This window comes from Leifsonia xyli subsp. cynodontis (genome assembly GCF_050632205.1).
GTDB classification, from domain to species: Bacteria; Actinomycetota; Actinomycetes; order Actinomycetales; family Microbacteriaceae; genus Leifsonia; species Leifsonia xyli_D.
In genome coordinates, this window is sequence record NZ_CP192578.1 from 2,957,977 (window position 1) to 2,983,887 (window position 25,911).

The window sequence follows — 25,911 nt, forward strand, 5'->3', positions numbered from 1 at the left end:
CAGCGGCGGAGAGAGGCGCGAGGCCGTCAGCCGATCTCGCGCCCGCGGTTGCGGCGACGGATCTCGCGCGGCGGACGCCCGGCGAGGAAGGACCGCGCCGGGTCCACCAGGAAGCCCTGCCGCAGCGCCTCCCGGCCCACCAGCATCCGGAACCCCATCTGGTCGCGGTTCGTCAGCGTCGTCTCGGCCGTGACCCTCCGCTGCCCGAGCACCAGCTCGAGCAGCACCACGACGCGCTCCTCCGTGTGACCGGACGAGCTGCGCACCACGCGGCGGTCGTGCACCGCGCACTCGGTGGTGACCGCATCCCGGTCGGAGTCCTGCCAGGGGTGCACGCTGAACCGCACGCGGTCGCCGGGCAGCTCCTCGATATCGAAGGCGTGGAGGGAGGAACTGCGGGCTCCGGTGTCGACCTTCACCTTGATCCACGGCACGCCGATGCCGGGCAGGCCCACCCACTCGCGCCAGCCGACCGTGTCGGTGTTTAGATGGGTGTCGGCCATTCCCCCATCTTCGCAGGAGCTCCCCCGTGAAACTCGCCATCCTCTCGCGCGCCCCGCACGCGTACTCGACGCAGCGCCTGCGATCGGCCGCCGAGAGCCGCGGGCACACGGTCAAGGTCCTGAACACGCTGCGGTTCGCGATCGACCTCTCGGGCGACGAGCCCGACCTGCAGTACCGCGGCCGTCTGCTGTCGGACTACGACGCGATCCTGCCGCGCATCGGCAACTCGATCACGTACTACGGCACGGCCGTCGTGCGGCAGTTCGAGCAGATGGATGTGTACACACCGAACACCGCGAACGGCATCACGAACTCCCGCGACAAGCTGCGCGCCACGCAGATCCTGTCGCGCCACAACATCGGGATGCCCCGCACGGCGTTCGTGAACAGCCGAGCGGATGTGCGCATGGCGATCGAGCGCGTCGGCGGTGCCCCGGTCGTGATCAAGCTGCTCGAGGGCACGCAGGGCATCGGCGTCATCCTCGCGCCGGAGGCGAAGATCGCGGAGTCCATCATCGAGACGCTGCATTCGACGAAGCAGAACGTGCTCATCCAGAGCTTCATCTCCGAGAGCCGCGGCCGCGACATCCGCGCGCTCGTGGTCGGCGACCGGGTCGTCGCGGCGATGCGGCGGGTGGCGAGCGGCGACGAGTTCCGGTCGAACGTGCACCGCGGCGGCACCGTCGAGAAGGTCGCCCTGACGCCGGAGTTCGAGGAGGCGGCCGTGCGCTCCGCCCAGATCATGGGTCTCCGGGTGGCGGGCGTCGACATGCTCGAGGGCAAGGACGGGCCGCTCGTGATGGAGGTCAACTCCTCGCCCGGGCTCGAGGGCATCGAGCGGGCGACCGGGCTGGATGTGGCCGGCGCCATCATCGACTTCATCGACAACCAGGTGGCGTTCCCCGAGATCGACGTGCGCCAGCGTCTCAGCGTCTCGACCGGGTACGGCGTGGCCGAACTGCTCGTGCACACGAACGCGGACCTGGTCGGCAAGATGCTGCGCGACTCCGGCCTCGCCGACCGGGACATCTCGGTGCTGACGCTGCACCGCGGCACCTCCGTCATCCCGAATCCGCGCAGCGGCGTGGTGCTGGAGTCGGGCGACCGCCTGCTGTGCTTCGGACGCCTGGAGGAGATGCGCTCCATGATCCCGGACCGCCGGAAGCGACGAGCCAAGGTGCGCAAGCTGCCGAAGGAGGCGCAGGAGGCGCTCACCGAGGACTGAGCGCCCCGGAGTGGTCTGCGGCGTCAACCACGCGCTGCTGCGTGGTGCTGCATCCGGCATCCTGAGCACCGACGCCCGCCGACGCCCACCGCACGAGTGGTGAGTAGACGCGCCTTCGGCCGCCGAGTTGCGACATGATGTCGCCACTCGGCGGGAACCGGAGGAGGACGTCAGAAGAGGGCGCGGAACGCCGCGACCTTCTCCGCGACGAGCTCACGCAGGTCGAGGCGCTCGTCGGAGGTGACCCACCGCACGAACGCGAGGTGGAAGGCGGCCATAGCGGCTTGGGCGGCGACATCCGCCTCGGCAGGGCTCGAACCCCGGGCCTGCAGTGCGCGGGAGGCGGCGGACGTCACTGTGGCGAGCTTCAGGAGTTCGCGCTCCTGGAGGCTGGGATTCGCCGCGATCACCGCCGCGCGGAGGCGCGGGAACTCGGGGTCTCCGCTCTCCTGCAAGAGGGTCGCCGCAGCATCCACTCCCGCGGTGGCCGCCTGGAGCGCCGAGGCATCGGAGGGCGCCGCTTCGATGCCTGCGAGCACGCCCGCCTGGAAGTGCGGCGAGCCGGCGAAGAGCACCTCGCGCTTGTCCGCGAAGTAACGGAAGAAGGTCCGCTCCGTGACGCCGGCGCGCTGCGCGATGTCGGCGACGGTCGTCTGCTCGTAGCCCGGGTCGGCGAAGAGCTCGAGAGCGGCTCGCGACAACCGCCCCTGCGCGTCCGGCTGCCAGCGTCCCATGCTCCCCATTGTAGTGATGACAGTCGATGACATCGGTGCTAATGTGACGACAGTCACTGACATCAACGGAGGGAGCGCACCATGCGCGTATTCGTCACCGGAGCATCCGGATGGATCGGTTCGGCCGTCGTGCCGGAACTTCTCGCGGCGGGCCACGAGGTCGCCGGCCTGGCGAGATCCACGGCGTCCGCCGAGCGCCTGCGGGCCGCGGGCGTGGAGCCGGTATCGGGGGATCTCGACGACCTCGACACCCTGCGCCAGGCGGCGACGACCGCCGACGCCGTCGTGCACCTCGGTTTCAAGCACGACTTCAGCGACTACGCCGCGTCCGGCCGGACGGAACAGGCGGTCATGACGACCTTCCTCGACGCGCTCGACGGAAGCGGCAAGCCGCTGCTCTTCGCCTCCGGCATCGCGGCGCTGGCGCCCGGGCGGCTCGCGACGGAGGAGGACCCGTCGCCGTTCAGCGGGCCGGACGCCCCTCGCGGCGGCGTCGAGCCGCTCGCTCTCGAGGCCGCCGCCCGCGGCATCCACCCGGTCGCCCTGCGCTTCGCGCCGACCGTGCACGGGGCCGGCGACCACGGCTTCACGGCGGCGCTCGCCGGCATCGCCCGCGAGAAGGGCGTCGCCGGGTACGTCGGCGACGGCACGAACCGCTGGCCGGCCGTGCACCGCAGCGACGCCGCGACGCTCGTGCGGCTCGCCCTGGCGGACCCCCAGGCGTCACCGGTCGTGCACGCGATCGCCGAGGAGGGCATCCCGGCACGGCGCATCGCCGAGGCGATCGGCGACGCGGTCGGCGTGCCGGTCGCGTCGGTGGACCCGGGCGACGTGGACGATCACTTCGGCTGGATCGGGCGGTTCTTCTCGGCCGACATCCCCGCCTCCAGCGCACTCACCCGGGCTCGCCTCGGCTGGGAGCCGACCGGGCCGACCCTGCTCGAGGACCTCGCTGCGGGTGCCTACGCCGCTCCCGCCGCCGCCTGAGTGGTGAGTAGACGCGCCTTCGCCCGCCGAGTCGCGACATGATGTCGCCACTCGGCGGGACGGAGGAGCGCGAGTCGGAGCCGGCCCCGAGGGCCTCAGGCGGGGGCGGTCGGAGCGGGCGGCGCCGGCGGGGCGCTCGATGTCCCGGGCTGGGCGGTCTCCGGCGCCGTCGCCCCGGGGTTGACCAGCACGTCGTCGAAGGCGGCCTTCTCCTGCGCGGTCCGCTGGTCCCAATGGGGCTTGCGCATCGCGTAGAAGATGAGCGGAGGCACGCCGAGGATGATCACGACGACCGCCACCAGCAGCGGATACGCCCATCCCGGCGCCCCCTGCGCGAAGCCCTCCGGCGGCACGAATCCGAGCGCGAAGGCCGCGAAGCAGGCGATGAAGCCGATGGTCGCGATCAGCCCCATGGCCGGAGTGCGGTACGTCCGGACGACCTGCGCGTGCGTACGCCGCAGCCGCATCGCCGCCGCGAACATCATCATGTACATGATCAGGTAGAGCGCGGCCGCCATATCCACCAGCAGGATGAACGCCGTGTTGATGTTCGGCACGAAGATGAACAGCGCCGCCAGCAGCGTCACGACGATCCCCTGCACGTTCAGGATGCCGACCTGCACGCCCGCCTTGTTCCGCCGCTGCAGGAACGTCGGCAGGTACCCGGAGCGCGCCGCCGCGAGCAGACCGCGGGACGGACCTGCGATCCACGTCACGACCGAGGCGAAGGCTCCCAGCGCGATGAGCAGCGAGATGACCGGCGTCGCCCATCCCATCCCCCAGGCGTCGAAGTACGTCTTGAACGCCAGGTTGATCCCCGTGGTGAGCCCCAGCTCCGACGACGGCACCGCGACCGAGATCGCGATCGTCGGGAAGATGAAGATGCCCAGGATCAGCAGGGAGGCGATGAGCACCGTCTTCGGGTATCCGCTCCCCGGATTCTTCAGGTCGTTCGCGTGCACCGCGTTGACCTCCATGCCGGCATACGCGAGCACGTTCGACACGATCAGCACGATGGAGGCGATGCCCGTGAACGGCGGGATGATCGCCGACGCGGTCAGCGGGGTCTGGCTGCCCTGGCCCGTCCCGAGCCAGATCGCCCCGAACACGATCAGCAGCAGGCCCGGAAAGATCGTGCCGGCGAGGCCCGACCACGAGCCGACCTTGGCGAACAGGTTGCCCCCGCGCAGGGTGATGAACGTCGAGAACCAGTAGATGACGAGGATGACGATCGCCGTGTAGAAACCCGAATTCGCCAGATTCGGATCGAGGAACACGAACGCCAGCGACGCCGCGATGAACGCGATCTGGGTCGGGTACCAGACCACGTTCTGCACCCACTGCAGCCAGATCGCCTGGAACCCCCACTTCTCGCCGAACGCCATCCGCACCCAGGTGAAGACGCCGCCCTTCCAGCCGGTCGCGAGCTCGGCCGCGACCAGGGCGACCGGGATCAGGAAGAAGATCGCCGGGATGATGAACAGCGTCACCGACCCCAGGCCGTAGCCGGCCATGGCGGGGAGGCTGCGCAGCGAGGCGACGGCGACCACGGTCAGCATCGCCAGCTGCGTCAGGCTCATGAACTTGGTGGCGGTCGTCGCGGGCGAGCCGATGGCGGGCTTGTGCGGCACCGAGGCGAAGGGATGCGGCTTCACGTGCTCGGGCGACGGCGCGGTCGTGCCGTCCGCCCGGGTCGGCGCGGCGCCGGCCCTGCCGGGTTCGCTGATTGCGGTCATGTTCTTTCTCCCGCTCTGGTGGGGGCGCGCGTGCGCCGATTGTTCCGACCGCCCATGCGGCGATCAGTGGGTGAAGGAGCTCGTCTGGCCCTCCGTGGGCATCGGGCTCTCGAGGCGGTCGAGGTAGTCCACGGCCTCCTGGATGTCGACGACGAGCGACTCGGCCAGGTTGCGGCTGAGCCCGTTGCGGACGACGATGCGCTGGACGGTCAGGTCCGTCAGGTCGTCCGGCATCGGGTAGGCGGGGATGAGCCAGCCCTTCAGCCGCAGCCGCTCGGACAGGTGGTACAGCGTCCACTTGTCGGTGTGGCCCTTCTTCAGCTGCCAGGCGAACACCGGGATGTCGGAGCCGTCGTTCCACAGCTCGAAGGCCGGCATCTTGGCGATCTCTCCCGAGAGATAGAGGGCGACGTCCTGCGACGCCTTCTGCACGCGGTAGTAGCCGTCCCACCCGAGCCGGAGGAACAGGTAGTACTGCAGCAGCACCTGTGCGCCGGGCCGCGAGAAGTTGAGTGCGAACGTGGGCATGTGGCCGCCGAGGTAGGTCACGTCGAACACCAGGTCCGCGGGCAGGTCGGCGGCCGTGCGCCACACCACCCAGCCGAGTCCGGGATACACGAGGCCGTACTTGTGGGCCGACGTGCTGATGGAGACGACGCGGTCGACGCGGAAGTCCCAGGCGAGGTCCTTCTGCAGGAACGGGGCGATCATGCCGCCGGACGCGCCGTCGACGTGGATCTTGATGTCGAGACCGGTGTCGGCCTGGATGCGGTCGAGCGCCTCCGAGATCTGCTGCACCGGCTCGTACATGCCCGTGTAGGTGACGCCCATGATGGCGACGACCCCGATGGTGTTCTCGTCGACGTACTTCTCGAGGTCGTGGCCGTCGAGCACCTTGTGCTCCAGGCTGATCGGCACGTACCGCGCCTCGACGTCCCAGTAGTTGCAGAACTTCTCCCAGCAGACCTGCACGGCGCTCGACATGACGAGGTTCGGCTTCTCGGTCGACTTGCCTGCCGCGCGGCGGGCCTGCTGCCAGCGGCGCTTCAGGGCCAGGCCGCCCAGCATGCACGCCTCGGACGAGCCGATGGTGGAGGTGCCGATCGCCTTCTCCGGGTCCGGCGCGTTCCACAGACCGGCGATCATCTTCCAGCAGCGCGTCTCGATCGCCGCGGTCTGTGGGTACTCGTCCTTGTCGATCATGTTCTTGTCGGCCGACTCCGCGTAGAGCCGGGCGGCGTAGTCGTCCATCCAGGTGCCGACGAACGTCGCCAGGTTGAGGCGGGCGTTGCCGTCGAGCATCGACTCGTCGTGCACGATCTGGTACGCGGTCTCCGGCAGCGACTCGTCATCCGGGATGCGGTCCACGGGCAGGTCGGTGTCCTCGCCCGGGCGGGCGAAGATCGGGTTGAGCTGGGTCCGGTCGCTGATACCGGTGTAGGCCGTGGCGGGCAGCTGGTCCGACGCGGTCCGCTCCTTCGACTCCGCAATGGTCATGAGCTTCACTCCTCCGACGGCACGGGAAACGGTTCGTGCGATGCGGGCTCGCGCCGCTCCGCCGCGCCTGTCGTGCCGTCGCCGGGCGTGGCAGGGCACACGCTAATCACCCGGTGAACGCTCGCGCTAGACAGAGAATCGGCTACCGCCGGTGGGCTCTCACGAGCCGGAGCGCTTGAGCGTCCCGATCGTGCTGCCGCCGTCGTCGAGGACCGTCATGGTGCTGCCGGAGACGTTCCCGGTGGCGGCCTTGCTCAGCCAGGTGTCGACGCCCTCGCACGCCTTCATGGTGGAGGCGATGGCCCCGAAGGTGATCTGGTCGCCGTCGATCTGTCCCTTCCCGGTGAGCTGGTTGCAGCCGTCGGTCCCGGAGAAGGTGCCGTCGTTCTGGATGTCGAGGTTCGGCTGGCCGGACGCGGTCGACCCCCAGCGGCCGACGACGGCCGCCCCGCTCGGCGTGCCGGCGCACCCCGACAGAAGGAGCACGGCCGCGAGGACGGCGGCGGCGCGGTGGACGCGTGGGTGCTGCAGCATGGTCCCTCCCGGGTCTCGCCCGAAGGGTAACGCCGCGACGGCGGGGCGCGACAGGGGTCAGTCCGCCGGGGCGAGCACCTCGTCGACGATGGCGAGCAGCTCCGGCCGTGCGAGGATGCGGAAGTGGCCGCCGACGTCGAGCTCGATGTTGCGCGCACCCTCCAGCCGGCTGCCCTCGGGCACGTGCGGGTCGAACCAGCCCCAGACGGAGGTGATCTGCGCGTTCACCGCGCGGCTGAGCGCGAGCCGGAGCAGCCCGGGCGTGTTCGGCATCAGCGCACGGACGCTGGAGAGCGGGATGAAGCGCGCCAGCGACGAACCGGCGTACGGGGTGGCGACGGTCAGTGCCGACCGGATGCGCGGGCCGGAGTCCGGCATCCCCATCAGGTACTTGGCGACGAGCCCGCCCTTGCTGTGGGCGACGATGACGACGCCCGTGAGGTCGTGCTCCTCGAGGTGCCGGGTGACCAGGGCGGCGGCCTCGGGCACCGACATCCGGTTGTCCTCCAGCGCCGTGACGACGTGCACCGGATGACCGGCGGCGTGGATGTGCTGCGCGAGCGGTCGGAGGAAGCGCCAGGTCTCGAAGATGCCCGGCAACAGCACGACGGGCGCGCGGTGCCCCTCGCCGGCGACCAGCGCATCCGGTGTCCCCCGGTCGAGCAGCGCGCGCAGCTGGTAGCGGCCGGCGTAGAGGTAGTCGAGGGCGAAGACGCCCGCCCTCCGCAGCCAGGTGCGTCTCATCGGGCGACCGCCACACCGGCGATGAGGGAGGCGGTGCGCCACGGAGCGCCGTGCATGACCAGGTGCGCGACATCCGGGACGCTCGCCGCACCCCCGCCGGACCGCTGCGCAAGTTCGCCCACCCAGTCGTCGCGGGCGATCGGATCGCGGCCTCCGCGGACGACGACGACCGGCACCTGACAGCGCTCCAGCTCCCGCTCGGTCTCGAACCCGAGCATGCCGGGCAGCGTGGCCAGGTACCAGCGGAGGCCGCAGTGCAGGTAGTCGCCGATCACGATCCGGTTGCCGCGCGCGTCCTCCCGGAAGATGTCGATGCCGAGCAGGAGGCCGGCCTTCAGCGGATTGCGGTCCTGCGGGGCCATCACCGGCCCGAGCAACGCCAGCCCGCGGACCAGGTCGGGACGTCGCTCGGCGAGACGGATGGCGATCTGGGTGCCCATCGAATGCCCGACGATGACAGCGTCGGTGACGCCCAGCGCGTCCATCGCGAACGCCACCGAGTCGGCGAACTCCTCGAGGGACGGACCGCGCCGCGGCCGTAGCGGGCGCGCTTTGCCGAAGCCCGGGAGGTCGACGGCGATGACGCGGCCCTCCTCGGCGAGCGCCGGCACCAGCCGCTCGAAGTACCGCGAGCTGACGCCGATCCCGTGCACGAGCACGAAGGCGGGCGCGACGGACGCCGTGTCGCCGGGCTCCGCCGTGTCGACCGTCACCACGGCGACGGGCTTCGGCGCGGGCTCGCGGTCGTCGGCAGTCACCACTCCAACGTACCCACCCCGGTTGAAAAGCACCGGGAGAGGGGTAGCTGTGGAGAAGTACTAGCCCCATCCGCACAGGAAGGAGTACCACAGGATCATGCCCGCATCACAGGAGCTCCCCTCCACCCTCGAGCGGTCGGAGAAGCACGCGCAGGCACTCTGGTCGAAGGCGCACGACTCCGCGGTGAAGGAGTACGGCGAGGGCGAGCGCGCCCACCGCACCGCGTTCTCCGCGTTGAAGCACGAGTACGAGAAGGTCGGCGACCACTGGGAGCGCAAGGCGAAGAACGGCCCGTCCGACACCAAGGCGGCCGGCGGCCGGGGCACGAAGGCCCAGACGCAGGAGGGCGTCGACGCGAACGCCTCCAAGGCGCACCTGCTGGATGTCGCCAAGCGCCTCGACATCTCCGGCCGCACCCGCATGACCAAGGACGAGCTCGTCGACGAGATCAAGAAGGCCAACCGGCGCAAGACCGCCGCGAAACGAAAGAAGGGCTGACGACATGGGCGACGTGATCGCGTTCATCCTGTGCTTCCTGCTGTTCCTGGTGGGGATCTTCCTGCTGGGGCTCGCGGACACGCTGCCCGCCTTCCAGGGGCTGGTCTTCTTCGCCGGCATCCTCTGCATCGCGCTGTCGTTCGGCATCCCGGTGCACGTGCTGGGCCACGCCGACTGAGCACAGGTCGTTCTGCCCATTGTCAGGGCACCGCTGTAGGTTGAGCCCCATGTCCGACATCACTCGGCTGCAGAGCCGCACCACCGACCCCGCGGAGGCCGACGCCCTCCTCGCCGCGGCCGGCGGGCGGTTCGCCTTCGCGACCGAGCCCGACGCCGGTTTCTCCTTCGACGTCGACCAGGTGACCGACTCGTCATTCTCGGTCGCCCGCTACGCGATCGGCGGTCAGTGGGAGACCTCAGGCGAGTTCGAGGACTTCTGCATCGTCACGGTGACCCGGGGCGACTACCGGTGGGACATCGACGGGGAGCGCGGCGTCGCCACGCGGACGCCGTTCCTGATCCGGCCGGGCCACGACTTCGCGTGCGAGGCGGAGGAGAGCGACATCGTCGACGTCTTCCTCTCCCCTCCGTGCTGCGGGATGTCGCCCGCACCGCCTACGGCGACGAAGACCTCGCAGTGGTCTTCGACTCCCCGCGCCCGATCAGCGATCAGCACGCGGACTACTTCCTCACTGCCGCGACCGTGGCCGCCGAGTACATGGACGCGGGGACGTTCCGTCACCCGCTCGTCCGCGCCAGCCTGTTCCACACGCTCGCGCTCGCGACCCTGAAGTGCTTCCCGCTCACCGGTGATCCGCGTGAGCGCACGCTCAGCCCGGCGGGCCAGCGCCGCCGCTACGAGCTCGGACGCCGCTACGTCGAGGACAACGCCTCGCTGCCCATCACCGTCGGCGACATCGCCCGCGCGGCCGACGCCACGATCGCCCAGCTGGATGCGGCCTTCCGCACCCACGCGGGCACGAGTGCGCGCGGGTACCTGCTGCAGGTGCGCCTCTCCGCCGCCCACGCCGACCTGCTGGTCTCGGACTCCACGTCGAGCGACCTCGCCGACCTGGCCGCCCGGTGGGGCTTCCCCGACGTCGATCGCTTCGCACGCCGCTACCGCGACGCGTACGGCGAAGCGCCGACCATGACACTCGCACACTGACCTCGCGCGCCGAGGGCACGACGGCAACCCCTGCCCCAGCCCGGGAAGCCGGTGTACCGAGAACGGTATGGATCACAACGAAGCGCCCGTGCTCGACGCCCTCGCCGAGTACCACCGGCTCGACCGCTACGGTTTCACGCCCCCGGGCCACCGGCAGGGCCGCGGCGCGGATGAGCGCGTGAGCGCCGTGCTCGGCGGAGCGCTGCGCGAGGATGTGCTCGCGACGGCCGGGCTCGACGACCGGAAGTCGTCGAACGGGTACCTGGCCGCGGCCGAGGAGCTGATGGCCGACGCGGTGGGCGCCGACAGGGCCTTCTTCTCCACCTGCGGCAGCTCCCTCTCGGTGAAGGCGGCCATCCTCGCGGTCACCCGCGGCGAGGGGGAGCTGCTGATCGGGCGCGACGCGCACAAGTCGACGGTGGCCGGGCTCGTTCTCTCCGGCCTGCAGCCGCGGTGGGTGCACTCCCGTTACGACGAGGAGCAGCACATCGCGCATCCACCGGGACCGGAGGAGTACGAGCGGATGTGGCAGCGCTACCCCGACGCATCCGCTGCGGTGGTGACCAGCCCGACGCCGTACGGCACGTGCGCCGACCTGCAGGCGATCGTCGACGTGTGCCACTCGCGCGGCAAGCCGGTCATCGTCGACGAGGCGTGGGGTGCGCATCTCCCCTTCCACGACGACCTGCCGACGTGGGCGATGGATGTCGGGGCCGATCTCTGCGTCGTCAGCGTCCACAAGATGGGCATCGGGTTCGAGCAGGGATCCGTCTACCACCTGCAGGGTTCACTCGTCGACCCGGTCCGGCTCTCCCAGTGCGCCGACGTGCTGGCGACCACCAGCTCCAGTGTGCTGCTCTACGCCGCGATCGACGGCTGGCGGCGCCAGATGGTGCAGCACGGAACGCAGCTGCTCACCGAAGCGCTGGCCCTCACCCAGCGGACCCGGGATGCGATCGAAGGCATTCCGGGACTCCACGTGCTCCGGGACGAACTGCTCGCCGAGGAGGCCTCGCACGACCTCGACCCGATGCACGTGCTCATCGATGTGAAGGGGCTCGGGGTCTCGGGCTACCAGGTGGCGGACTGGCTGCGGGCCGAGCACCGGATCGACGTCGGGCTCAACGACCACCGACGCATCGAGGCCACGCTGTCGATGGCCGACGACGAAGAGACGACCGGGCGCCTGCTCGACGCGCTGCGCGAACTCCCGGATGCCGCGGCGAGTTGGCCCGAGCCTCCGGCGGTCTCGCTTCCGACCGCGCGCGAACTCCAGCCCGTCATCGCCCAGTTGCCCCGCGACGCGTTCTTCGGCCCGGTGGAGACGGTGCCGGCCGCCGAGGCGGTGGGGAGGGTCGCCGCCGAGCAGGTCACCCCCTACCCTCCGGGCATCCCGGCGCTGATGCCGGGCGAGGTCATCAACGGGGCGATCGTGGACCACCTGCGCACCGGTCTCGCCGCCGGGATGGTCATCCCCGACGCGGCGGACGCGAGCCTCGAGACGTTCCGCGTGACGCGGAGCCTGCCGCCCGGGGCGTGACGCGCCCTCTCCGCCGTCATCGAGTGGTCCCGTCGCGCCGCTACGGATGGTGCCGTGACGGCGTGTCGGGACCACTCGATGCGACCGTCAGCGGCGTCGCTCGCTTTAGACGGCCGGGCGCGGGCGGAGGCCCGGAGCGAGGGGCAGCATCGCCGCGACGACGGAGGCCGCGGTCGCCGCGAGGAACGGCCCCGGCGCGCCGACCGCATCCCCCAGAACGCCCGCGATCGCGGTGCCGGTCGCCGCTCCCATGAGGCCGGCCGTGTTGAGCCAGCCGAAGGCCTCCGGGGTGGACGACTCGGGCAGCGCGGCGGACACCATCGCGTACAGCGCCGCGAGGGACGGGGCGAAACCCAGCCCCGACAGGAACAGCACGCCGTAGAGCAGCGGGATGCCGGGCACCAGCCCCGCGGCGGCCGTCGCGACCGCGACCCCGCCGAGCACGGCCGCCAGCCCGCGCGGTCCGATACGCCGGTGACCGAACGCGATGCCCCCGATCAGCGAGCCGAGGCTGGACACCGCGATCGCCAGGCCAGCGAAGACGCTGTCACCGTCGAACCGCGCCACCAGGGCGATCTCGAGCGCGGCGAAGGAGGCGATCAGCGCGAAGCTCGCGGCGGCGGCCAGCCGGACGGCGCGGGTCAGCAGCACCCGGCCCGGCCGCGACTCGCTGCGCGGGAGACGGACACCGGCGATGTGCGGCGCGAGCAGGAACCACACCGTGCCGCCGAGGGTCACCGCCGCGGCCAGCACGAGCGGCGCCTGCGTCGAGACGGCGCCGCTGAGCAGGGTCGCGGCGACCGGTCCGGTGATCCAGATCAGCTCCTGCGCCGACGTGTCCAGCGCGAACAGCGCCGGGACGGTCCGCCGCGGCACCAGCCGCGGGTACAGCGCCCGCACCACCGGCATCAGCGGTGGGACGGACGCGCCGATCACGACACCGAGGCCCACCATGAGCAGCGGAACCGGCGGGCCGAACGCGAGCAGCAGCATCCCGGTCGCGTTCAGCAGCGCCGCCGCCAGAACCGGCGGCCGGATGCCCAGCACACCGACCGACCGGCTCACCAGCGGCATCGCGACCGCCTCCCCGGCGCTCACGCAGGCGACCACGAGCCCGGCCAGCGCATACGACCCGCTCGCGTGCCGCACGTGCAGCAGCACGGCCAGCGACAGCATCCCGAGCGGGAAACGCGCCACCAGCTGCGAGACGGTGACCCGCAGGACGCCGGGGACGCGCACGAGCTCCAGGTACGTCCGCACCCCGTTACTTGCCCACGCCGCCGGCGAGACCGCGCACGAAGTACCGCTGGCACAGGAAGAACAGGATCACCATCGGGAGCGCGGCCATCACCATGCCGGCGAAGACGACCGGATACTGCGTTCCGTTCTTCGACATCATGTCGGCGAGGCCCACGGGCAGCGTCTGCACGCCCGTCCCGCTCGTGAAGATCATGGCGAACAGGTACTCGTTCCAGTTCTGGAGCACGTTCAGCACGATGGTCGTCGCCACGATCGGGAGGCTCATCGGCAGGATGATCCGCCAGAACGTCGCGGCACGGGAGGCTCCGTCGATCGACGCCGCCTCATCCACCTCGCGCGGGAGATCGAGCATGTACGCGCGCATCAGGAACACGGTGAACGGGATGCGGAACGCCGTGTACAGGATGAGCAGGCCGAAGAAGGTGTCGTACAGTCCCCACGCCTGGAACAGCTTCACCAGCGGGATGAGCGCGACGGTCGGCGCCAGCATGAGGCCGGCGAGCACGACGACGGTGAAGGTGCGGTTCAGCGGGATGTTCACCCGGGTCAGACCGTACGCCGCCCAGGCGCTGATCAGCTCGGTGATGAGGGTCGCCAGCACGGTCAGCGAGACGCTCGTGAACACGAAGTCGCCGACGCCCTGGTTCCACGCCTTGCCGAAGTTCTGCCACAGCCACTGGCTCGGCAGCGCGAACGGGTTGCCGAACAGCTCGGCGTTGGTCTTCAGAGCGTTGGTCACCATCCACAGCAGGGGATAGAGCACCAGCACCGCGAGCGCGACGAGCAGCGCCCACATGAGGGCGACGCGGACGCCGCGGCCGAGACGGGCGAGGGCTACCATTCGACTCTCCTCTTGCGCGAGTAGCCGAGCTGCGCCGCGGCGAGCAGCAGCGTGATGACGAAGATGGCGACGCCGATCGCTGCCGCCGAGCCGAAGTCGTTGGTGACGAAGCCGGCGTGGTACAGCCACGTGCCGAGCACCTGGCTGGAGTTGTTCGGTCCGCCGCTGGTCATCACCATGACCTCGTTGAAGACCTGGAAGGCGCCGGAGATCGTCACGATCATCATCAGGCCGGTCATCTCGCGCACAAGCGGAAGCGACACCTGGAAGAAGCGGCGGATCGGGCCGACGCCGTCGAGGTTCGCCGCCTCGTACAGCTCCTGCGGGATGCGCTGGAGCGCCACCGAGAACAGGAGGACGCTGTAGCCGAAGCCCTGCCACTGGCTCATCGCGATGATGGCGAAGATCGCCGTGCTCTCGTGACCCAGCCACGCCTGCGAGAACTGACCGAGGCCGAGGTCGTCGAGGAAGACGTTCAGCAGGCCGGTCTGCGGCTGGTAGATGAAGTAGAACAGGAGGCCCGCGACGGTCAGCGAGATCGCCGACGGGATGAAGTAGATGGCGCGGAACGCCTTGCGCCAGCGGTCGCTGCGCACGCTCTCCACGATCGCGGCGAGCACGAGGGCGCCGAACACCTGGAACACGATCGACAGGGCGGCGTACCAGGTGTTGTTGCCGAGGGCCCGCCAGAAGATCGGGTCCTGAGCGAGTTCGGCGTAGTTGTCGACGCCGACGAAGGTCTGCTCGCCGCTGTAGATGTTCCACTTCAGGAAGCTGAAGACGAGGTTCTGGATGAGCGGCCAGTAGACGAAGACGGCGAGCACCGCCAGTGCGGGGACGAGCCACACCAGCCCGCGCCAGCGCTCGGGGCCGCGCTTGGCGGCCTTCGGCGCGACGTCGCCCGGGGCCGGGGCCGTCCGGCCGCGGTCGAGCCGCGGCCGGACGGGCGCCTGGGGTGCCTGGGTGGTGGTCATTTCGCCTTCTCGGACGCCTGTCGCACGGCCTTCAGAGCGGCCTCGGGGGTAAGGCTTCCCGAGACGAGACCCTCGGAGACGGAGACCCACGCGTCGCCGACATCCGGCACGTTCGCCATGTCGAGCCACACGACGGTCGACTTCGCGTCGTTCACCAGCTTGGTTCCCTCGGCGACGGCCGGGCTGGACGTCTGGTCGGTCACCACATCCTTCACCGCGCTGGGCTGGCCGTAGGGCGGGGACGAGAGGGTGGTGGCGTTCTTCTTGTCGGTCACGAACTTCATGAAGTCGAGCGCCAGCGCGGCGTTCTTGCTCTTCTTGTTGATCATGTAGCCCTCGGGAGCCGCCTCGAGCGTCGACGTGTCGCCCTTCGCGTCCGCCGCGGCAGGCAGCGGGAAGATGCCGAAGCCGTCCTTGGAGAGCTGGCTGTCCTTCGTGTTGACGGAGTCGAACTCGATGAGCTCCTGGTAGTACATCGCCGCCTTGCCGGTCGCCTGCTGCTGCTGGGCGGTGGTGTAGGTGACGCCGTTGGAGTTGCCCGCGTCGCCGGTGCACGAGGTGACCAGGTCCTGGAACTCCTTCATGCCCTGCACGTAGCCCTCGTCGGTGTACTTCGCCGTCTTCGGCAGGAGGTCGGCCTGCAGCGTCTTCTGCGGGACGTCGTAGGCGAACAGCTGGCCGAGGTAGTGCAGGCCGGGCCAGCCGTCCTTGTTGCCGAACGCGATCGGGACGATGCCGGCCGCCTTGATGGTCTTGCAGTCGGAGATCAGGTCCTCGAGCGTCTTGGGCACGCTGAGCCCGAGATCGGCGAAGACCTTCTTGTTGTAGCCCATGAACTTGCCGTCGACGTACTGCGGGATGCCGTAGTACTTGCCGTCGTACTTGAAGGCGTTGAGCGATCCCTCTCCGAAGGTGTCGCCCCAGGTGGTGCCGGGCGCGATGACCGAGCTCAGGTCGACCGCCAGGCCGTTCGCGGCGAAGTTCTCGCCCCAGTTGCCCGCGTAGCTGAAGTAGATGTCGGGGAGCGACTGCGACCCGATCAGGACCTTCTCCTTGTCCTTGATCGCGTTGTCGTCCGTCTCCTGGGAGAGCGTGATCTTCACGCCGGAGTGGAGCTTCTTGTAGTCCTTCACCAGATCCTCGAAGTACGAGCCGAGCGGATCGCCCGCCGCCGCGGTGAGGATGCTGATGCTGCCGGAGTAGTCCGGCTTCGCCGTGATGTCGGCACTGGCGCCGCCGCCCGAGGAGCAGGCGGTGAGCGCGAGCGCCATGACGCCCGCTGCCGCTGCCGTGATGGTCCTGGTCTTCTTCACGCTCATCTCCCGTCGTGCGGGTCGTGCGGTCGGGTTCGTCCGCTGACCCGTCTTTGGATCGTGGGCCGCTCAGTGCGACCGATTGCGATGACTATACGGGATTTTGGTACCGGTATCAACACTGACCAATCGGGCGCGCGCGTCGAGTGGTGAGTGGATGCGGGAATCGGCGTCGAGTGGCGTGCAGATGTCACCAATCGGCGGGCTGCCTCACCCAAGGCAGCCCGCGGCCCTGACAGCGGCCCCTCCGCCACCCGGCTCCGCGTCGAGCGGTGAATGCATGCGCGAATCCGCGTCGAGCGGTGAGTGGATGCGCGAATCCGCGTCGAGTGGCGTGCAGATGTCACCACTCGGCGGGCGCGCGGCCTCCGGTCGGTATCGAGTGGTGAGTGGATGCGCGAATCGGCGGCGAGTGGCGTGCAGATGTCACCACTCGGGAGAGCGCGACGACGGGCGGCCGCGCGACGGGCGCCGGCTACGCGCGGGCGGGTGGGGCGGCCACGGAGTCTCGCTCGATGAAGTCGGCCTCGAGGACGTGGGTAGCCACCGGCGCCTCGCTGCCGGCGACGCGGGCGAGCAGGCACTCGGCGGTCAGTTCGCCGAGCTGGTGCATCGGTTGCGCGACGACCGACATCGGCGGCGTCATGACGCTCGCCCACGAGCTGTCGTCGAATCCGATGAGGGACACGTCGTCCGGGCAGCGGAGACCGCGCTGGCGCATCGCGCGCAGGGAGCCGGTCAGCGCATCTGTCTCGGTCGCGAAGATCGCCGTCGGCGGATCGGAGAGCGACAGCATCCCGAGCACCGCCCGCGTCGCCTGCGACTCGTTCTTCAGCACGTGCGTCACGAGCGACGTGTCGAACGGGATGCCGGCCAGCTCCAGCGCCTCCAGGTACCCGAGCAGGCGTTCGCCGTCGGACCACAGGGCGTGGTCGAGGATGCGGCGCAGGTCGTCCGCATCCGCCGCCGGCTCGTTCGTCACCGGGCCCCAGACGAAGCCGATGCGCCGGTGGCCCCTCTCGATGAGCGACAGGACGGCCTGCCGCGAGGCTTCGCGGTTGTTGATGACGACCGCGTCCGCATCCACCGTGTCCACCAGGCGGTCGAGCAGCACCAGCGGGATCTCGCGCTTGGCGACGATCTCGAGGTGCGGCAGCGACGCGGAGCGGCCGGCCGCCGGTGCCAGCGCGATGCCGTCCACCTGCTTGTCGACGAGCACGTCGATCGCCGCCGCCTCGAGCTGCAGGTTCTCGTCCGTGCTCAGCACCAGGACGTCGTAGTCGGCCTTGCGCGCCGCGTCGCTGATGCCGCGCAGAACCCCCGCGAAGAACGGGTTGCCCACGTCGGCCAGCACCACGCCGAGCGTGCGCGTCTCGCCTGTGGTCATGCTCCGGGCGATCGTGTTCGGCCGGTAGCCGAGCTCCTTCGCGACGGCGAGGATGCGGTCCCGCGTCTTCGGGCTGACCGAGCCGTAGCCGCCGAGGGTGCGGGCGACGGTCGCACGGCCGACGCCGGCGGCCGCCGCCACCTCCGAGATCGTCGGCGAGGGAGTGCGGTGGTCACGCTCCGTGGACATCGCCACCCCTTCCTCATCCGGGGCGGCCTGCCCCTTAGCCGGCGTCGCCCGCCGCCACCGGCGGCAGCGAGCCGACCCGCACCGCCCCGTCGACCGCTCGCCCGTGACCGAACGCGCCCTCGACCGTGCACTGCCGCGCGGCGAACTGCGCCGCGCGCCGCATCGAACGGTGCAGCGCTGCGCCCGCGGCCCGCGCATTCCTGCGCCAGCCGGACCGCAGCAATTCAACCACGAACGCGCTCACGTAGGCGTCGCCGCAGCCCATCGTGTCGACGAACGGACCCGGCACCGGCGCCGCATCCGAGTAATAGTAGGCGTCGCCGTCGAACAGCACGGCTCCGCCCTCCCCCAGTGTCCCCAGCACCAGCGACGGCCCGTGCGACGCGATCCGCCGCAACTCCGCCCAGGTGTCCGTGCGCGACAGATCGCCCAGCGAGACGAGCGCGAGGTCGACCCACGGGCCCACCGCATCCAGGTACTCCGCCGTGCGGTACTCCGGCTCGGACGAGAAGTCGTACGAACGCAGCGTCCTCGTCGCCGCCAGCTTCGGCAGCTCCGGGATGATGCCCGAATACGCACTCGAGTGGATGATCGAGAAGCCGGATGCGTAGCGCACGTCCTCCTCGCTCAGCCTCACCGGGTCGCTCAGCGTCACGCCGCCCTGGTTCCAGCCCAGGAAGCGCCGCTCGCCGTCGACCGTCTCGATCTCCGTGACCCCGTTCGGGCCCGGGCGCACCGAGGACCGCGAGGTGTCGACCCCGCAGTCCTCGATGGCCCCACGCACGAAGCGCCCCTGCTCATCGTCGCCGAAGACCCCCAGATACGCGGCCTCGGCGCCGAGCTGCCGGGCGAACACCGCGACGTTCACGGCGTTCCCTCCCGGATACTCGACTCCGCGATCGACGAACCGGTCGACGATGTTGTCCCCGAGACCGAGGACGCGCACCGTGCTCATCGGTGCCTCAGTACGCCACGACGCGGTAGTAGCGGCGCAGGTCGAGCGAGTGGTCGCGCACCTGGGCGAGGTGCTTGCTGAACCGGTCGACGACCGCATCCACCACGATCGGAGCCAGCAGGCCGCGGAACTCGTCGCTGACACCCGGGAGCGCGTAGTCCTTGGTGTCGATGACGGTGACGTCGTCGCTGTACTCCTTCGAGAAGGAGATGACGCGGTCGGTGAGCGGCCGGGTCTCGTCCTCACCGGCGAACACGATGATGCTGGTGTCCTTCTCGATCAGCTCGAGCGAGCCGTGGAAGAACTCGGCGGCGTGCACGCGGGTCGTGGTGAGCCACTGCATCTCCTCGAGGATGCACATCGAGTAGAGGTAGGTGAAGCCCCACAGCTGGCCGGAGCCGGTCAGGAAGTGGTAATCGGTCTCGGCGTGCTTCTCGGCGAAGGCCTTACCGATGGGGTCGGCCTGCTCGGTGACGGCGATGAGGGCCTCGGGCAGCGCCTCGAGGTCTGCGATGAGGCGGTCGTAGCCGTCGAACTCGCCGCGCAGCGACAGGAACTTGGCTGCGAAGGTGAGGAACTGCACGTCGAACGGCCACGCCTTGGGCGCCGACAGCAGCACCTCGTCGACGGCGGATGCGATCGGGCTCTCCGGGTAGCCGGTGAAGCCGACGGTCAGCGCGCCCTTCTCGCGGGCGAACTCGACGCACTCGAGGATGTCCTCGGTCGTGCCGGACACGGAGGCGAAGATCGCGACCGAGTCGGGGCCGAACTGCGGGTCCGGGGCGAGGATGAACTCCTTGCCGATGACGGCGCGCACGGGGAACGCGGAGTGCGTCTGGAAGAAGCGCTCGTACGGCAGCGCCGCGGCGTAGGTGCCGCCCGCGCCGATGAAGTAGATGTTCTTCCAGCGGCCGGCGCTGACGCGCTCGGCGAGTTCCTCGGTCTGCGGCCGGAGCGCGACGGTGCTCCGCACCTGCTCCAGGTATTCCTCTTCGTTGAAGCCCAGCATGTGTCTCCCTCCACCGATCCACTTTTTGGTACCGGTATCAATCCGTCTCAATGCTGACACATGGCGGGGCGCGACGCAACCGGCTACCCCTGAAGCCGCATGGATGCCAGCCCCGGGACGCGCGCCCGCGTGCGTGCTTGCGTGGGGGCATGCCAGAGAACCAGTTCACCTTCGACAATCCCGTCGACCGCTATCCGACCATCCACCCGGACGAGAAGCAGGTGCCCGAGCCCGGGCTCGAGAGCGACCTGAACCCGTCCGCCGACCTCGGCGAGGAGAGCTACGTCGGCTCCGGCCGCCTGACCGGCCGCAAGGCCATCGTCACGGGCGGCGACTCCGGGATCGGCGCCGCAACCGCGATCGCCTTCGCGCGCGAGGGCGCCGACGTCGCGATCGTCTACCTGCCGGAAGAGGAGGAGGACGCCCAGCGCATCGCCGGGCTCATCCGCGAGGCCGGCCGCACCGCGGTCACCATCCCGGGCGACCTCAAGGAGCGCGCCTTCAGCGACGAGGTCGTCTCGCGTGCGGTCGAGGAGCTCGGCGGCATCGACATCCTCGTCAACAACGCGGGCAAGCAGATCGCCACCGAGAGCCTGACCGAAGTCAACGACGAGCAGTTCGACCACACGATGAAGACGAACATCTACGCGATGTTCTGGCTGACGCGGGCGGCGCTTCCCCACCTTCCGGCCGGGTCGACGATCATCAACACCACGTCCATCCAGGCGTATTCGCCGAGCGAGACCCTTGTGGAGTACGCGACGACGAAGGCGGCCATCAACGCCTTCACCAAGGCGCTCGCGCAGCAGTTGGCGCCGAAGGGAATCCGCGTGAACGCGGTGGCACCGGGCCCGATCTGGACGCCGCTGCAGGTCAGCAAGGGTCAGCTGCCGGAGGCGATCCCCGAGTTCGGCCAGCAGACCCCGCTGGGACGCGCCGGGCAGCCGGCCGAGCTCGCCCCCGCGTACGTGTTCCTCGCGTCGCCGGAGTCGAGCTACGTGCTGGGCGAGACGCTCGCGGTGACGGGCGGCATGCCGACGCCGTAGGCGACCGGGAAGCGACGAGCAGCGGGAGGCCGGGACGCGATGAGCGCGCCGGCCTCCCGATCGTACGTCAGGAGGCCCAGGGGAGACGGAGCAGCTCGGTGCGCTCGGCCCGGGTCAGGGCGAGGTGCGTCGCCGTCGCGATGCCGCGCAGCATCCCGGAACGCTGGTGCGGCACTGCGACCGGGACCCCGCCCTGGACGGTGCAGGCGACCGCGCGCTCCCGTCCGTCGGAAGCGCGCGTCCCGGCCGGTCCGACCGGACACAGGATCGGCTCGGACCCGTCGGAAGCGCGCGTCCCGGCCGGTCCGACCGGACACAGGATCGGCTCGGCCGCCGGCCGCCCGAGACGGCCGCGCAGCAGCGGCCACCCGACGAGCAGCAGCGTCACCACGGCGGCGAGCGGGTTGCCGGGCAGTGACAGCACGTGCCGGCCGTCGGGCAGCGCGGCGAGCAGCATCGAGCCGCCGGGGCGAACGTCCATGCCGTCGATCAGGATGTCGGCCCCGAGCACGGCGAGCGCGGCGCGCAACGGGTCGGCGGGCCCGTGGGCTGTTCCGCCGGAGGTGATGATCGTCTCCGTCCGGGCACGGAGGATCGCGGCCGCGACGTCATCCGGGCGGTCGAGCGCGCGGACGGCGGTGGCGCACCGGCCGCCGAGAGCGGCGAGCAGCGACGGCATCGCGGGCGTCAGGCTGTCGGTGACCCGTCCGGGATCGGGCTCGGCACCGGCCAGCTCGTCGCCGATGGCGACGAACGTGACGAGGGGCGGCGCGGAGACGTCCACCTCGGTGACACCGGCGGCCGCGAGGAGCCCGAGCGCGGGTGGCGTCAGCACGGACCCGGCCGCCAGGAGCAGGTCGCCGGGGGCGGCCTCCTCGCCGGCACGGCGGATGTCGCAGCCGGGGTCCGGGGTCGCCAGCGCGTCGATCAGCACGGCGTCGCCATCCACCTCGGGGATCGCGTCCTCCGACCGCACGACCGTGAGCGTTCCCGGCGGCACCGGCGCCCCGGTCGCGACGGGTCGCGCCTCGCCCGGAGCGAGCGGCAGCGTCGGCGGTGCGTTCCCGGCCAGCACCGGCTCGCCGACACGCCACGGGCCGTCGCCCGCGACCGCCCAGCCGTCCATGGCCGAGTTGTCGAAGCGCGGGAGGGCGCGCGCGCAGCGCACGTCCGACGCCAGCGTGAGACCCGCGGCGCGCCCCACCGGCACGGTGAGCACGCGCGTCGGGGCGGCGCGGCCGAGCTGTTCGGCGATCCGCTGGGCGTCCCGGCGCGACGTCATGAGCCGCGCTTCTCGATCGCCGCCACGAGCGCGGCGACGGCCTCGAGACAGCGGCTGACCACGTCCCACGGCGATGCCCGCGATGAACGTCGTGAGCGGGGCGGCGGGACGCGCGATGCCGTGGGCGGCGTCGCGTGCCAGGTCGAGCACCGCGGCGACGTCGCCGGGCTCCAGCCGCGTGCCCACCACGGCCGCCGCCTCGGCGGCCCAGTCGTCGAGTTCAGACGGTTCCATGCGCAGGCTCCTTCGAGTGGATGCGGCCGGCGGCGTCCGCGTCGGCCGGAGTGTCGATGTCGGCGCAGGCGGAGACCGGCGCGGGGTGACGGCTGTGCAGCATCCCGAGCATGTCACGCGCGGGCCGCCCGGCAAGAGCCCCGGCGCCGCGGAGCTCTGCCGCCCGCGCCTGCAACGCCGGGATCGGGCCGCGCGCCAGCAGCCACTGCGGGATGCCGTCCTGGTCGGTCAGCACGCCCTCGTCGACGGAGAGCAGCGCCGCGAGAGCCGCTTCGGGGTCCGCGAGGTCGGCGGGCAGGATGAGCGCGTCGCCGGATCCGCTGAGCGAATCCATCGCCGACGCGATCGCCGCGCACGGGCCGCCCCACCGCGGGTTCTCCGACACGGCGACATCCACCCCTGCGGGTACCTCTCCCGCCGTCACCAGCACCACCGGCCCGCAGCCGACCGCCGCATCCAGCGTGCGTTCGAGCAGGGTACGGCCGCCGAGGCGGTGCTGCAGCTTGTCCGACCCGAACCGGGTCGACCGGCCGCCCGCGACCACGACCACCGCATCCACCCGGCTCACCGGACCGCCCCCGGCGCTCACTTCGCGGCGATCAGGGCTTGCGGCGCGGCCTGCTTCATCCGCGTCATCAGCCAGCTGAGCTGCACGGAGGTCTCCTTCTCGCAGCCGCCGACGACCTCGAGCAGCTCCGAGTCCTGCAGCGCCTGGCCCGCCTGCTTCACCATCGTCCACGTCACGTCCGTGAGGCTCGCGAGCAGGTAGAGGTCCTGCAGGTCGCGGAGCAGCCCGAGCGGTCCCGAGCGCGGCTCCTCGATCGCGTCGGCGTGCAGGCGCTCCGGCTCGTCGCCGCCCGGTGCGGTGCCGTAGCGGTCGATCACCGGCTGCAGCCGCTGCCGGTGCTCGGCGCACTGCTTCGCCAGGCTGATGCAGAGGAAGTGCACGTCGGGCTCGTCGCCGTGCGCCTCGGCGACCTGCAGGAAGGAGCGCCCGAGGGTCGCCTCCGACTCGCTCAGCAGCGCCAGGTAGACGGGCAGCTTCACGACGCACCTCCCGGCAGCGGGCTGACCTTGACGGCGGCCGACTTGAACACGGGCTGCTTCGAGACCGGGTCCCACTCGGTGATGGTCAGCTCGTTCGCGGCGGTGGGACGGCGTTCCGCGGCGCCGGGAGGCGCATCCCAGTACCCGTAATGGAACGGGGCGAAGACGGTCCCGGGCCGGATGGCGCTCACCCGCACCGGCGCGACCAGCCGACCGCGGCGCGAGACCACCTCGACGAGTGCGCCCTCCTCGATGCCGCGCTCCGCCGCGTCCTCCGCCGCTAGCTCGACCCACACCTCGGGCGCGGCCGTGACCAGCTCGGGGCTGCGTCCCGTCTTCGTGCGGGTGTGGAAGTGGTACACGCTGCGCCCCGTGGTGAACCGCAGCGGGTAGTGCTCGTCCGGCGGCTCGTGCGGGCCGGTGAACGGCGCCGACTTGAGCATCGCGCGCCCGTCCGGCCGCAGGGCCTTGTACGACTCCTCGCCGACGCTGCCGCCGGTGAGCAGGTCGTGACCGTAGCTCTCGCAGTAGTCCGCGTGCGACGGGAACTCGAAGTCGCTGTAGAGCCGAAGCGGGCTCTCGGTCTCCCCTCCCTGCGCGGCCAGCGGATGCCGGACTCGCGGCGCAGGTCGTCGTACGAGATCCCGGTGTAGTCGCACGGACGGCCCCGCGACGCGTCCTGCCAGGCGCGGTACGCGTCCTCCGGCCCCTCCCACTCGAGCAGCGGGCGTCCGTCGTCGCGGCGGAAGTCCATCCGTTTCACGTAGTCGAGGAAGATGTCGAGGTCGGCGCGAGCCTCCCCGGGCGGCTCCACCGCCTTCTCGGAGAGGTGGACGGTGCGGGTCGCGTTCGTGAACGTCCCCGTCTTCTCGCCCCAGCCCGCCGCCGGCAGCACGACGTCGGCGAGCTCAGCGGTCTCGGTCAGGTAGAGGTCCTGAACCACCAGGAACAGGTCCTCCTTCGCCAGCAGCTCCCGGATGCGCGGCAGCTGCGGCAGCGAGACCGCCGGGTTCGTCGCCGAGATCCAGAGGAACGAGATCGAGCCCTGCTCGGCGTAGCGGAACAGCTGCATCGCGTGGGTCGGCGGCGCCCAGTGCGGGATCTTGAGCGAGTCGACCCCCCACAGGTCGGCGAGCTGCTGCACGTGCTCCGGGTTCTCCCAGTTGCGGAAGCCGGGGAGGTCGCCGTCGGCGCCGCACTCACGGTTGTTCTGCGCGGTCGGCTGCCCGTTCATCTGCAGGATGCCGCCGCCCGGCTTGCCGATCATCCCCCGCAGCAGGTGGAGGTTGTTGACCTGGCACGAGGACGCGGTCGCCTGCGGCGCCTGATAGAACCCCTGCAGCACGGTCGAGAGCACGCGGGGCGACTCGGCGAAGATGCGGGCGGCGCGGCGGATGTCCTCCGCGTCGACGCCGCAGACCTCGGCGGCGTGCTCGGGCGTCCACTGCTCGACCTGGCCCTTCAGCTCGTCGAGGCCGAGCGTGTGAGCATTCACGAACTCCTCGTCGATCCAGCCGTTCTCGATCAGCTCGCGCTCGAGGCAGAGCAGCAGCGCCAGGTTCGTGCCGGGCCGGACCGCCAGGTGCACCTCGGCCTTCTCGGCGGTGGGGGTGCGTCGCGGGTCGATGACGACCAGTCGGGGCGGATTCGGCCCGGCGAGGCGGTCGAGCACGCGTGACCAGGTGACGGTCTGCGTCGCGGCGAGGTTGTGGCCCCACAGGAACATGGCGTCGCACTCGTCGATGTCCTCGTAGCAGCCGGGCTGCCCGTCGGCGCCGAACGTCTCCTTGAGCGCGGTGGCGGCGGTCGCGGTGCAGAGGCGGGTGTTCCCGTCCATGTGCGGGGTGCCGACTCCGGCCTTCCCCAGTACGGCGAGCGCGTAGTACTCCTCGATGAAGAGCTGACCGGACGTGTAGAAGCCGTGGCTGAGCGGGCCGACCTCCTCCAGCAGCTGCGTGCTGCGCTGGACGATCGCCTCCATCGCCTCGTCCCACGTCGCCTGCACCAGCTCGCCGTCGCGGCGGACGAGTGGATGCGTCAGCCGGTCGCGCCCGCGCATCCCCTCCCAGCTGGCGTAGAGGCCCTTCGGGCCGAGCCGCCCGTGGTTGATGTGGTCGTCGGCGCGGCCTCGGATACCCACCATGCGACCGTCTTTGACGGCGATGTCGCAGCCGCAGCCGTTGCTGCACAGCACGCAGGCGCTGCGCACCCACGTGTCCACGTCGGCCTCGGTCAGTCCGGCCTCCAGGGCCTGGTCGACGCGCTCGGGCCACTGCCCGCCGCGTGGGTAAGGGGTGCGCGCACCCCAGACGTCCTCGATGCGCGAGGGATCCCCCGCGGACGGCACCGTACGCTGATCCATAGTGCGAGGATGCGCCGCCCGAACGCTCCGCTCAACCCCTTGCGTCAGCGCAAGGAGAGGTGTGGCGGGCGGGTGTGCGCGAAGCG

The 25,911-nt window shown here is 70.7% G+C and carries 26 protein-coding genes; 7 read left to right on the forward strand and 19 right to left on the reverse strand.

Annotation, left to right across the window (positions count from 1 at the left end; all coding sequences use genetic code 11):
- Window positions 1–26 precede the first annotated feature (26 nt).
- On the reverse strand, window positions 27–503 hold the full coding sequence (locus ACQ86M_RS14725; RefSeq protein WP_431245972.1) for an ATP-dependent zinc protease family protein: 477 nt from the start codon (window positions 501–503) through the stop codon (window positions 27–29).
- A gap of 26 nt (window positions 504–529) precedes the next feature.
- On the opposite strand from ACQ86M_RS14725, the gene rimK reads away from it, so the two are divergent.
- Window positions 530–1,729, forward strand: coding sequence for a 30S ribosomal protein S6--L-glutamate ligase (rimK, locus tag ACQ86M_RS14730; RefSeq protein WP_431219364.1), 1,200 nt, complete (start codon window positions 530–532; stop codon window positions 1,727–1,729).
- A gap of 170 nt (window positions 1,730–1,899) precedes the next feature.
- Here the strand turns inward: rimK and ACQ86M_RS14735 are convergent, their stop codons facing one another.
- The gene (locus ACQ86M_RS14735) at window positions 1,900–2,463 is read right to left on the reverse strand and encodes a TetR family transcriptional regulator (RefSeq protein WP_431245973.1); all 564 of its coding nucleotides are present in this window, start codon (window positions 2,461–2,463) and stop codon (window positions 1,900–1,902) included.
- Between the two features lie 81 nt (window positions 2,464–2,544).
- Here ACQ86M_RS14735 and ACQ86M_RS14740 point away from each other — a divergent pair, with 81 nt between their 5' ends.
- The gene (locus tag ACQ86M_RS14740) at window positions 2,545–3,450 is read left to right on the forward strand and encodes an SDR family oxidoreductase (RefSeq protein ID WP_431245974.1); all 906 of its coding nucleotides are present in this window, start codon (window positions 2,545–2,547) and stop codon (window positions 3,448–3,450) included.
- 95 nt (window positions 3,451–3,545) lie between these two features.
- Here the strand turns inward: ACQ86M_RS14740 and ACQ86M_RS14745 are convergent, their stop codons facing one another.
- From ACQ86M_RS14745 to ACQ86M_RS14765, 5 genes are all read right to left on the reverse strand, one after another.
- Window positions 3,546–5,186, reverse strand: a complete 1,641-nt coding sequence (locus ACQ86M_RS14745; protein ID WP_431245975.1) for an amino acid permease — start codon at window positions 5,184–5,186, stop codon at window positions 3,546–3,548.
- Between the two features lie 63 nt (window positions 5,187–5,249).
- A complete protein-coding gene (locus ACQ86M_RS14750) occupies window positions 5,250–6,683 on the reverse strand; it encodes a glutamate decarboxylase (protein ID WP_431245976.1) in 1,434 nt (477 codons plus the stop codon).
- Window positions 6,684–6,842: 159 nt separating this feature from the next.
- Complete coding sequence (locus ACQ86M_RS14755) at window positions 6,843–7,217, reverse strand: META domain-containing protein (protein ID WP_431219369.1); 375 nt, start codon at window positions 7,215–7,217, stop codon at window positions 6,843–6,845.
- Window positions 7,218–7,274: 57 nt separating this feature from the next.
- Entirely contained in the window at window positions 7,275–7,961 is a 687-nt protein-coding gene (locus ACQ86M_RS14760) for an esterase/lipase family protein (protein WP_431219370.1), read from the reverse strand.
- Window positions 7,958–8,719: an alpha/beta fold hydrolase gene (locus tag ACQ86M_RS14765; RefSeq protein ID WP_431245977.1), complete on the reverse strand. Its 762-nt coding sequence runs from the start codon at window positions 8,717–8,719 to the stop codon at window positions 7,958–7,960. The genes ACQ86M_RS14760 and ACQ86M_RS14765 overlap by 4 nt, the downstream gene beginning before the upstream one ends.
- Window positions 8,720–8,816: 97 nt before the next feature.
- Between ACQ86M_RS14765 and ACQ86M_RS14770 the strand changes: the two genes are divergently transcribed.
- The 4 genes from ACQ86M_RS14770 (at window position 8,817) to ACQ86M_RS14785 (ending at window position 11,926) form a co-directional block, all read left to right on the forward strand.
- Window positions 8,817–9,218 carry a ChaB family protein gene (locus tag ACQ86M_RS14770; protein WP_431245978.1) on the forward strand — a complete coding sequence of 134 codons (402 nt, stop codon included), beginning with the start codon at window positions 8,817–8,819 and terminating at the stop codon, window positions 9,216–9,218.
- A gap of 4 nt (window positions 9,219–9,222) precedes the next feature.
- Window positions 9,223–9,396 (forward strand): hypothetical protein, encoded by a 174-nt coding sequence (locus ACQ86M_RS14775; protein ID WP_310132241.1) that lies wholly within the window; start codon window positions 9,223–9,225, stop codon window positions 9,394–9,396.
- 411 nt (window positions 9,397–9,807) lie between these two features.
- Window positions 9,808–10,386: a helix-turn-helix transcriptional regulator gene (locus tag ACQ86M_RS14780; RefSeq protein ID WP_431245979.1), complete on the forward strand. Its 579-nt coding sequence runs from the start codon at window positions 9,808–9,810 to the stop codon at window positions 10,384–10,386.
- Between the two features lie 67 nt (window positions 10,387–10,453).
- A complete protein-coding gene (locus ACQ86M_RS14785) occupies window positions 10,454–11,926 on the forward strand; it encodes an aminotransferase class I/II-fold pyridoxal phosphate-dependent enzyme (RefSeq protein ID WP_431245980.1) in 1,473 nt (490 codons plus the stop codon).
- Between the two features lie 105 nt (window positions 11,927–12,031).
- On the opposite strand, the gene ACQ86M_RS14790 is transcribed toward ACQ86M_RS14785, so the two are convergent.
- The 7 genes from ACQ86M_RS14790 to ACQ86M_RS14820 form a co-directional block, all read right to left on the reverse strand.
- Window positions 12,032–13,186, reverse strand: a complete 1,155-nt coding sequence (locus ACQ86M_RS14790; RefSeq protein ID WP_431245981.1) for an MFS transporter — start codon at window positions 13,184–13,186, stop codon at window positions 12,032–12,034.
- A 4-nt stretch (window positions 13,187–13,190) separates the two neighbouring features.
- Window positions 13,191–14,027 (reverse strand): carbohydrate ABC transporter permease, encoded by an 837-nt coding sequence (locus tag ACQ86M_RS14795; protein ID WP_431245982.1) that lies wholly within the window; start codon window positions 14,025–14,027, stop codon window positions 13,191–13,193.
- Window positions 14,021–15,001 carry a carbohydrate ABC transporter permease gene (locus ACQ86M_RS14800; RefSeq protein ID WP_431219377.1) on the reverse strand — a complete coding sequence of 327 codons (981 nt, stop codon included), beginning with the start codon at window positions 14,999–15,001 and terminating at the stop codon, window positions 14,021–14,023. The genes ACQ86M_RS14795 and ACQ86M_RS14800 overlap by 7 nt, the downstream gene beginning before the upstream one ends.
- Window positions 14,998–16,320 (reverse strand): ABC transporter substrate-binding protein, encoded by a 1,323-nt coding sequence (locus tag ACQ86M_RS14805; protein ID WP_431245983.1) that lies wholly within the window; start codon window positions 16,318–16,320, stop codon window positions 14,998–15,000. The genes ACQ86M_RS14800 and ACQ86M_RS14805 overlap by 4 nt, the downstream gene beginning before the upstream one ends.
- 469 nt (window positions 16,321–16,789) lie before the next feature.
- A complete protein-coding gene (locus ACQ86M_RS14810) occupies window positions 16,790–17,890 on the reverse strand; it encodes a LacI family DNA-binding transcriptional regulator (RefSeq protein WP_431245984.1) in 1,101 nt (366 codons plus the stop codon).
- A gap of 34 nt (window positions 17,891–17,924) precedes the next feature.
- On the reverse strand, window positions 17,925–18,845 hold the full coding sequence (locus ACQ86M_RS14815; protein ID WP_431245985.1) for a PfkB family carbohydrate kinase: 921 nt from the start codon (window positions 18,843–18,845) through the stop codon (window positions 17,925–17,927).
- 7 nt (window positions 18,846–18,852) lie between these two features.
- Entirely contained in the window at window positions 18,853–19,854 is a 1,002-nt protein-coding gene (locus ACQ86M_RS14820; protein WP_431245986.1) for an SIS domain-containing protein, read from the reverse strand.
- Window positions 19,855–20,003: 149 nt separating this feature from the next.
- Between ACQ86M_RS14820 and ACQ86M_RS14825 the strand changes: the two genes are divergently transcribed.
- Window positions 20,004–20,900 (forward strand): SDR family oxidoreductase, encoded by an 897-nt coding sequence (locus ACQ86M_RS14825; protein ID WP_431245987.1) that lies wholly within the window; start codon window positions 20,004–20,006, stop codon window positions 20,898–20,900.
- Between the two features lie 67 nt (window positions 20,901–20,967).
- On the opposite strand, the gene ACQ86M_RS14830 is transcribed toward ACQ86M_RS14825, so the two are convergent.
- The 5 genes from ACQ86M_RS14830 to ACQ86M_RS14850 are packed head-to-tail and all read right to left on the reverse strand — an operon-like array spanning window position 20,968 to window position 25,825.
- Complete coding sequence (locus tag ACQ86M_RS14830; RefSeq protein ID WP_431245988.1) at window positions 20,968–22,416, reverse strand: DUF6457 domain-containing protein; 1,449 nt, start codon at window positions 22,414–22,416, stop codon at window positions 20,968–20,970.
- Complete coding sequence (gene mobA, locus ACQ86M_RS14835) at window positions 22,403–23,005, reverse strand: molybdenum cofactor guanylyltransferase (protein WP_431245989.1); 603 nt, start codon at window positions 23,003–23,005, stop codon at window positions 22,403–22,405. Before mobA ends, ACQ86M_RS14830 begins: the two co-directional genes overlap by 14 nt.
- Complete coding sequence (locus ACQ86M_RS14840; protein WP_431219387.1) at window positions 23,002–23,463, reverse strand: hypothetical protein; 462 nt, start codon at window positions 23,461–23,463, stop codon at window positions 23,002–23,004. The genes mobA and ACQ86M_RS14840 overlap by 4 nt, the downstream gene beginning before the upstream one ends.
- The gene (locus ACQ86M_RS14845; protein WP_431245990.1) at window positions 23,460–23,825 is read right to left on the reverse strand and encodes a molybdopterin dinucleotide binding domain-containing protein; all 366 of its coding nucleotides are present in this window, start codon (window positions 23,823–23,825) and stop codon (window positions 23,460–23,462) included. Before ACQ86M_RS14845 ends, ACQ86M_RS14840 begins: the two co-directional genes overlap by 4 nt.
- Window positions 23,744–25,825, reverse strand: coding sequence for a molybdopterin-dependent oxidoreductase (locus tag ACQ86M_RS14850; protein ID WP_431245991.1), 2,082 nt, complete (start codon window positions 25,823–25,825; stop codon window positions 23,744–23,746). The genes ACQ86M_RS14845 and ACQ86M_RS14850 overlap by 82 nt, the downstream gene beginning before the upstream one ends.
- Between the last annotated feature and the right edge of the window lie 86 nt (window positions 25,826–25,911).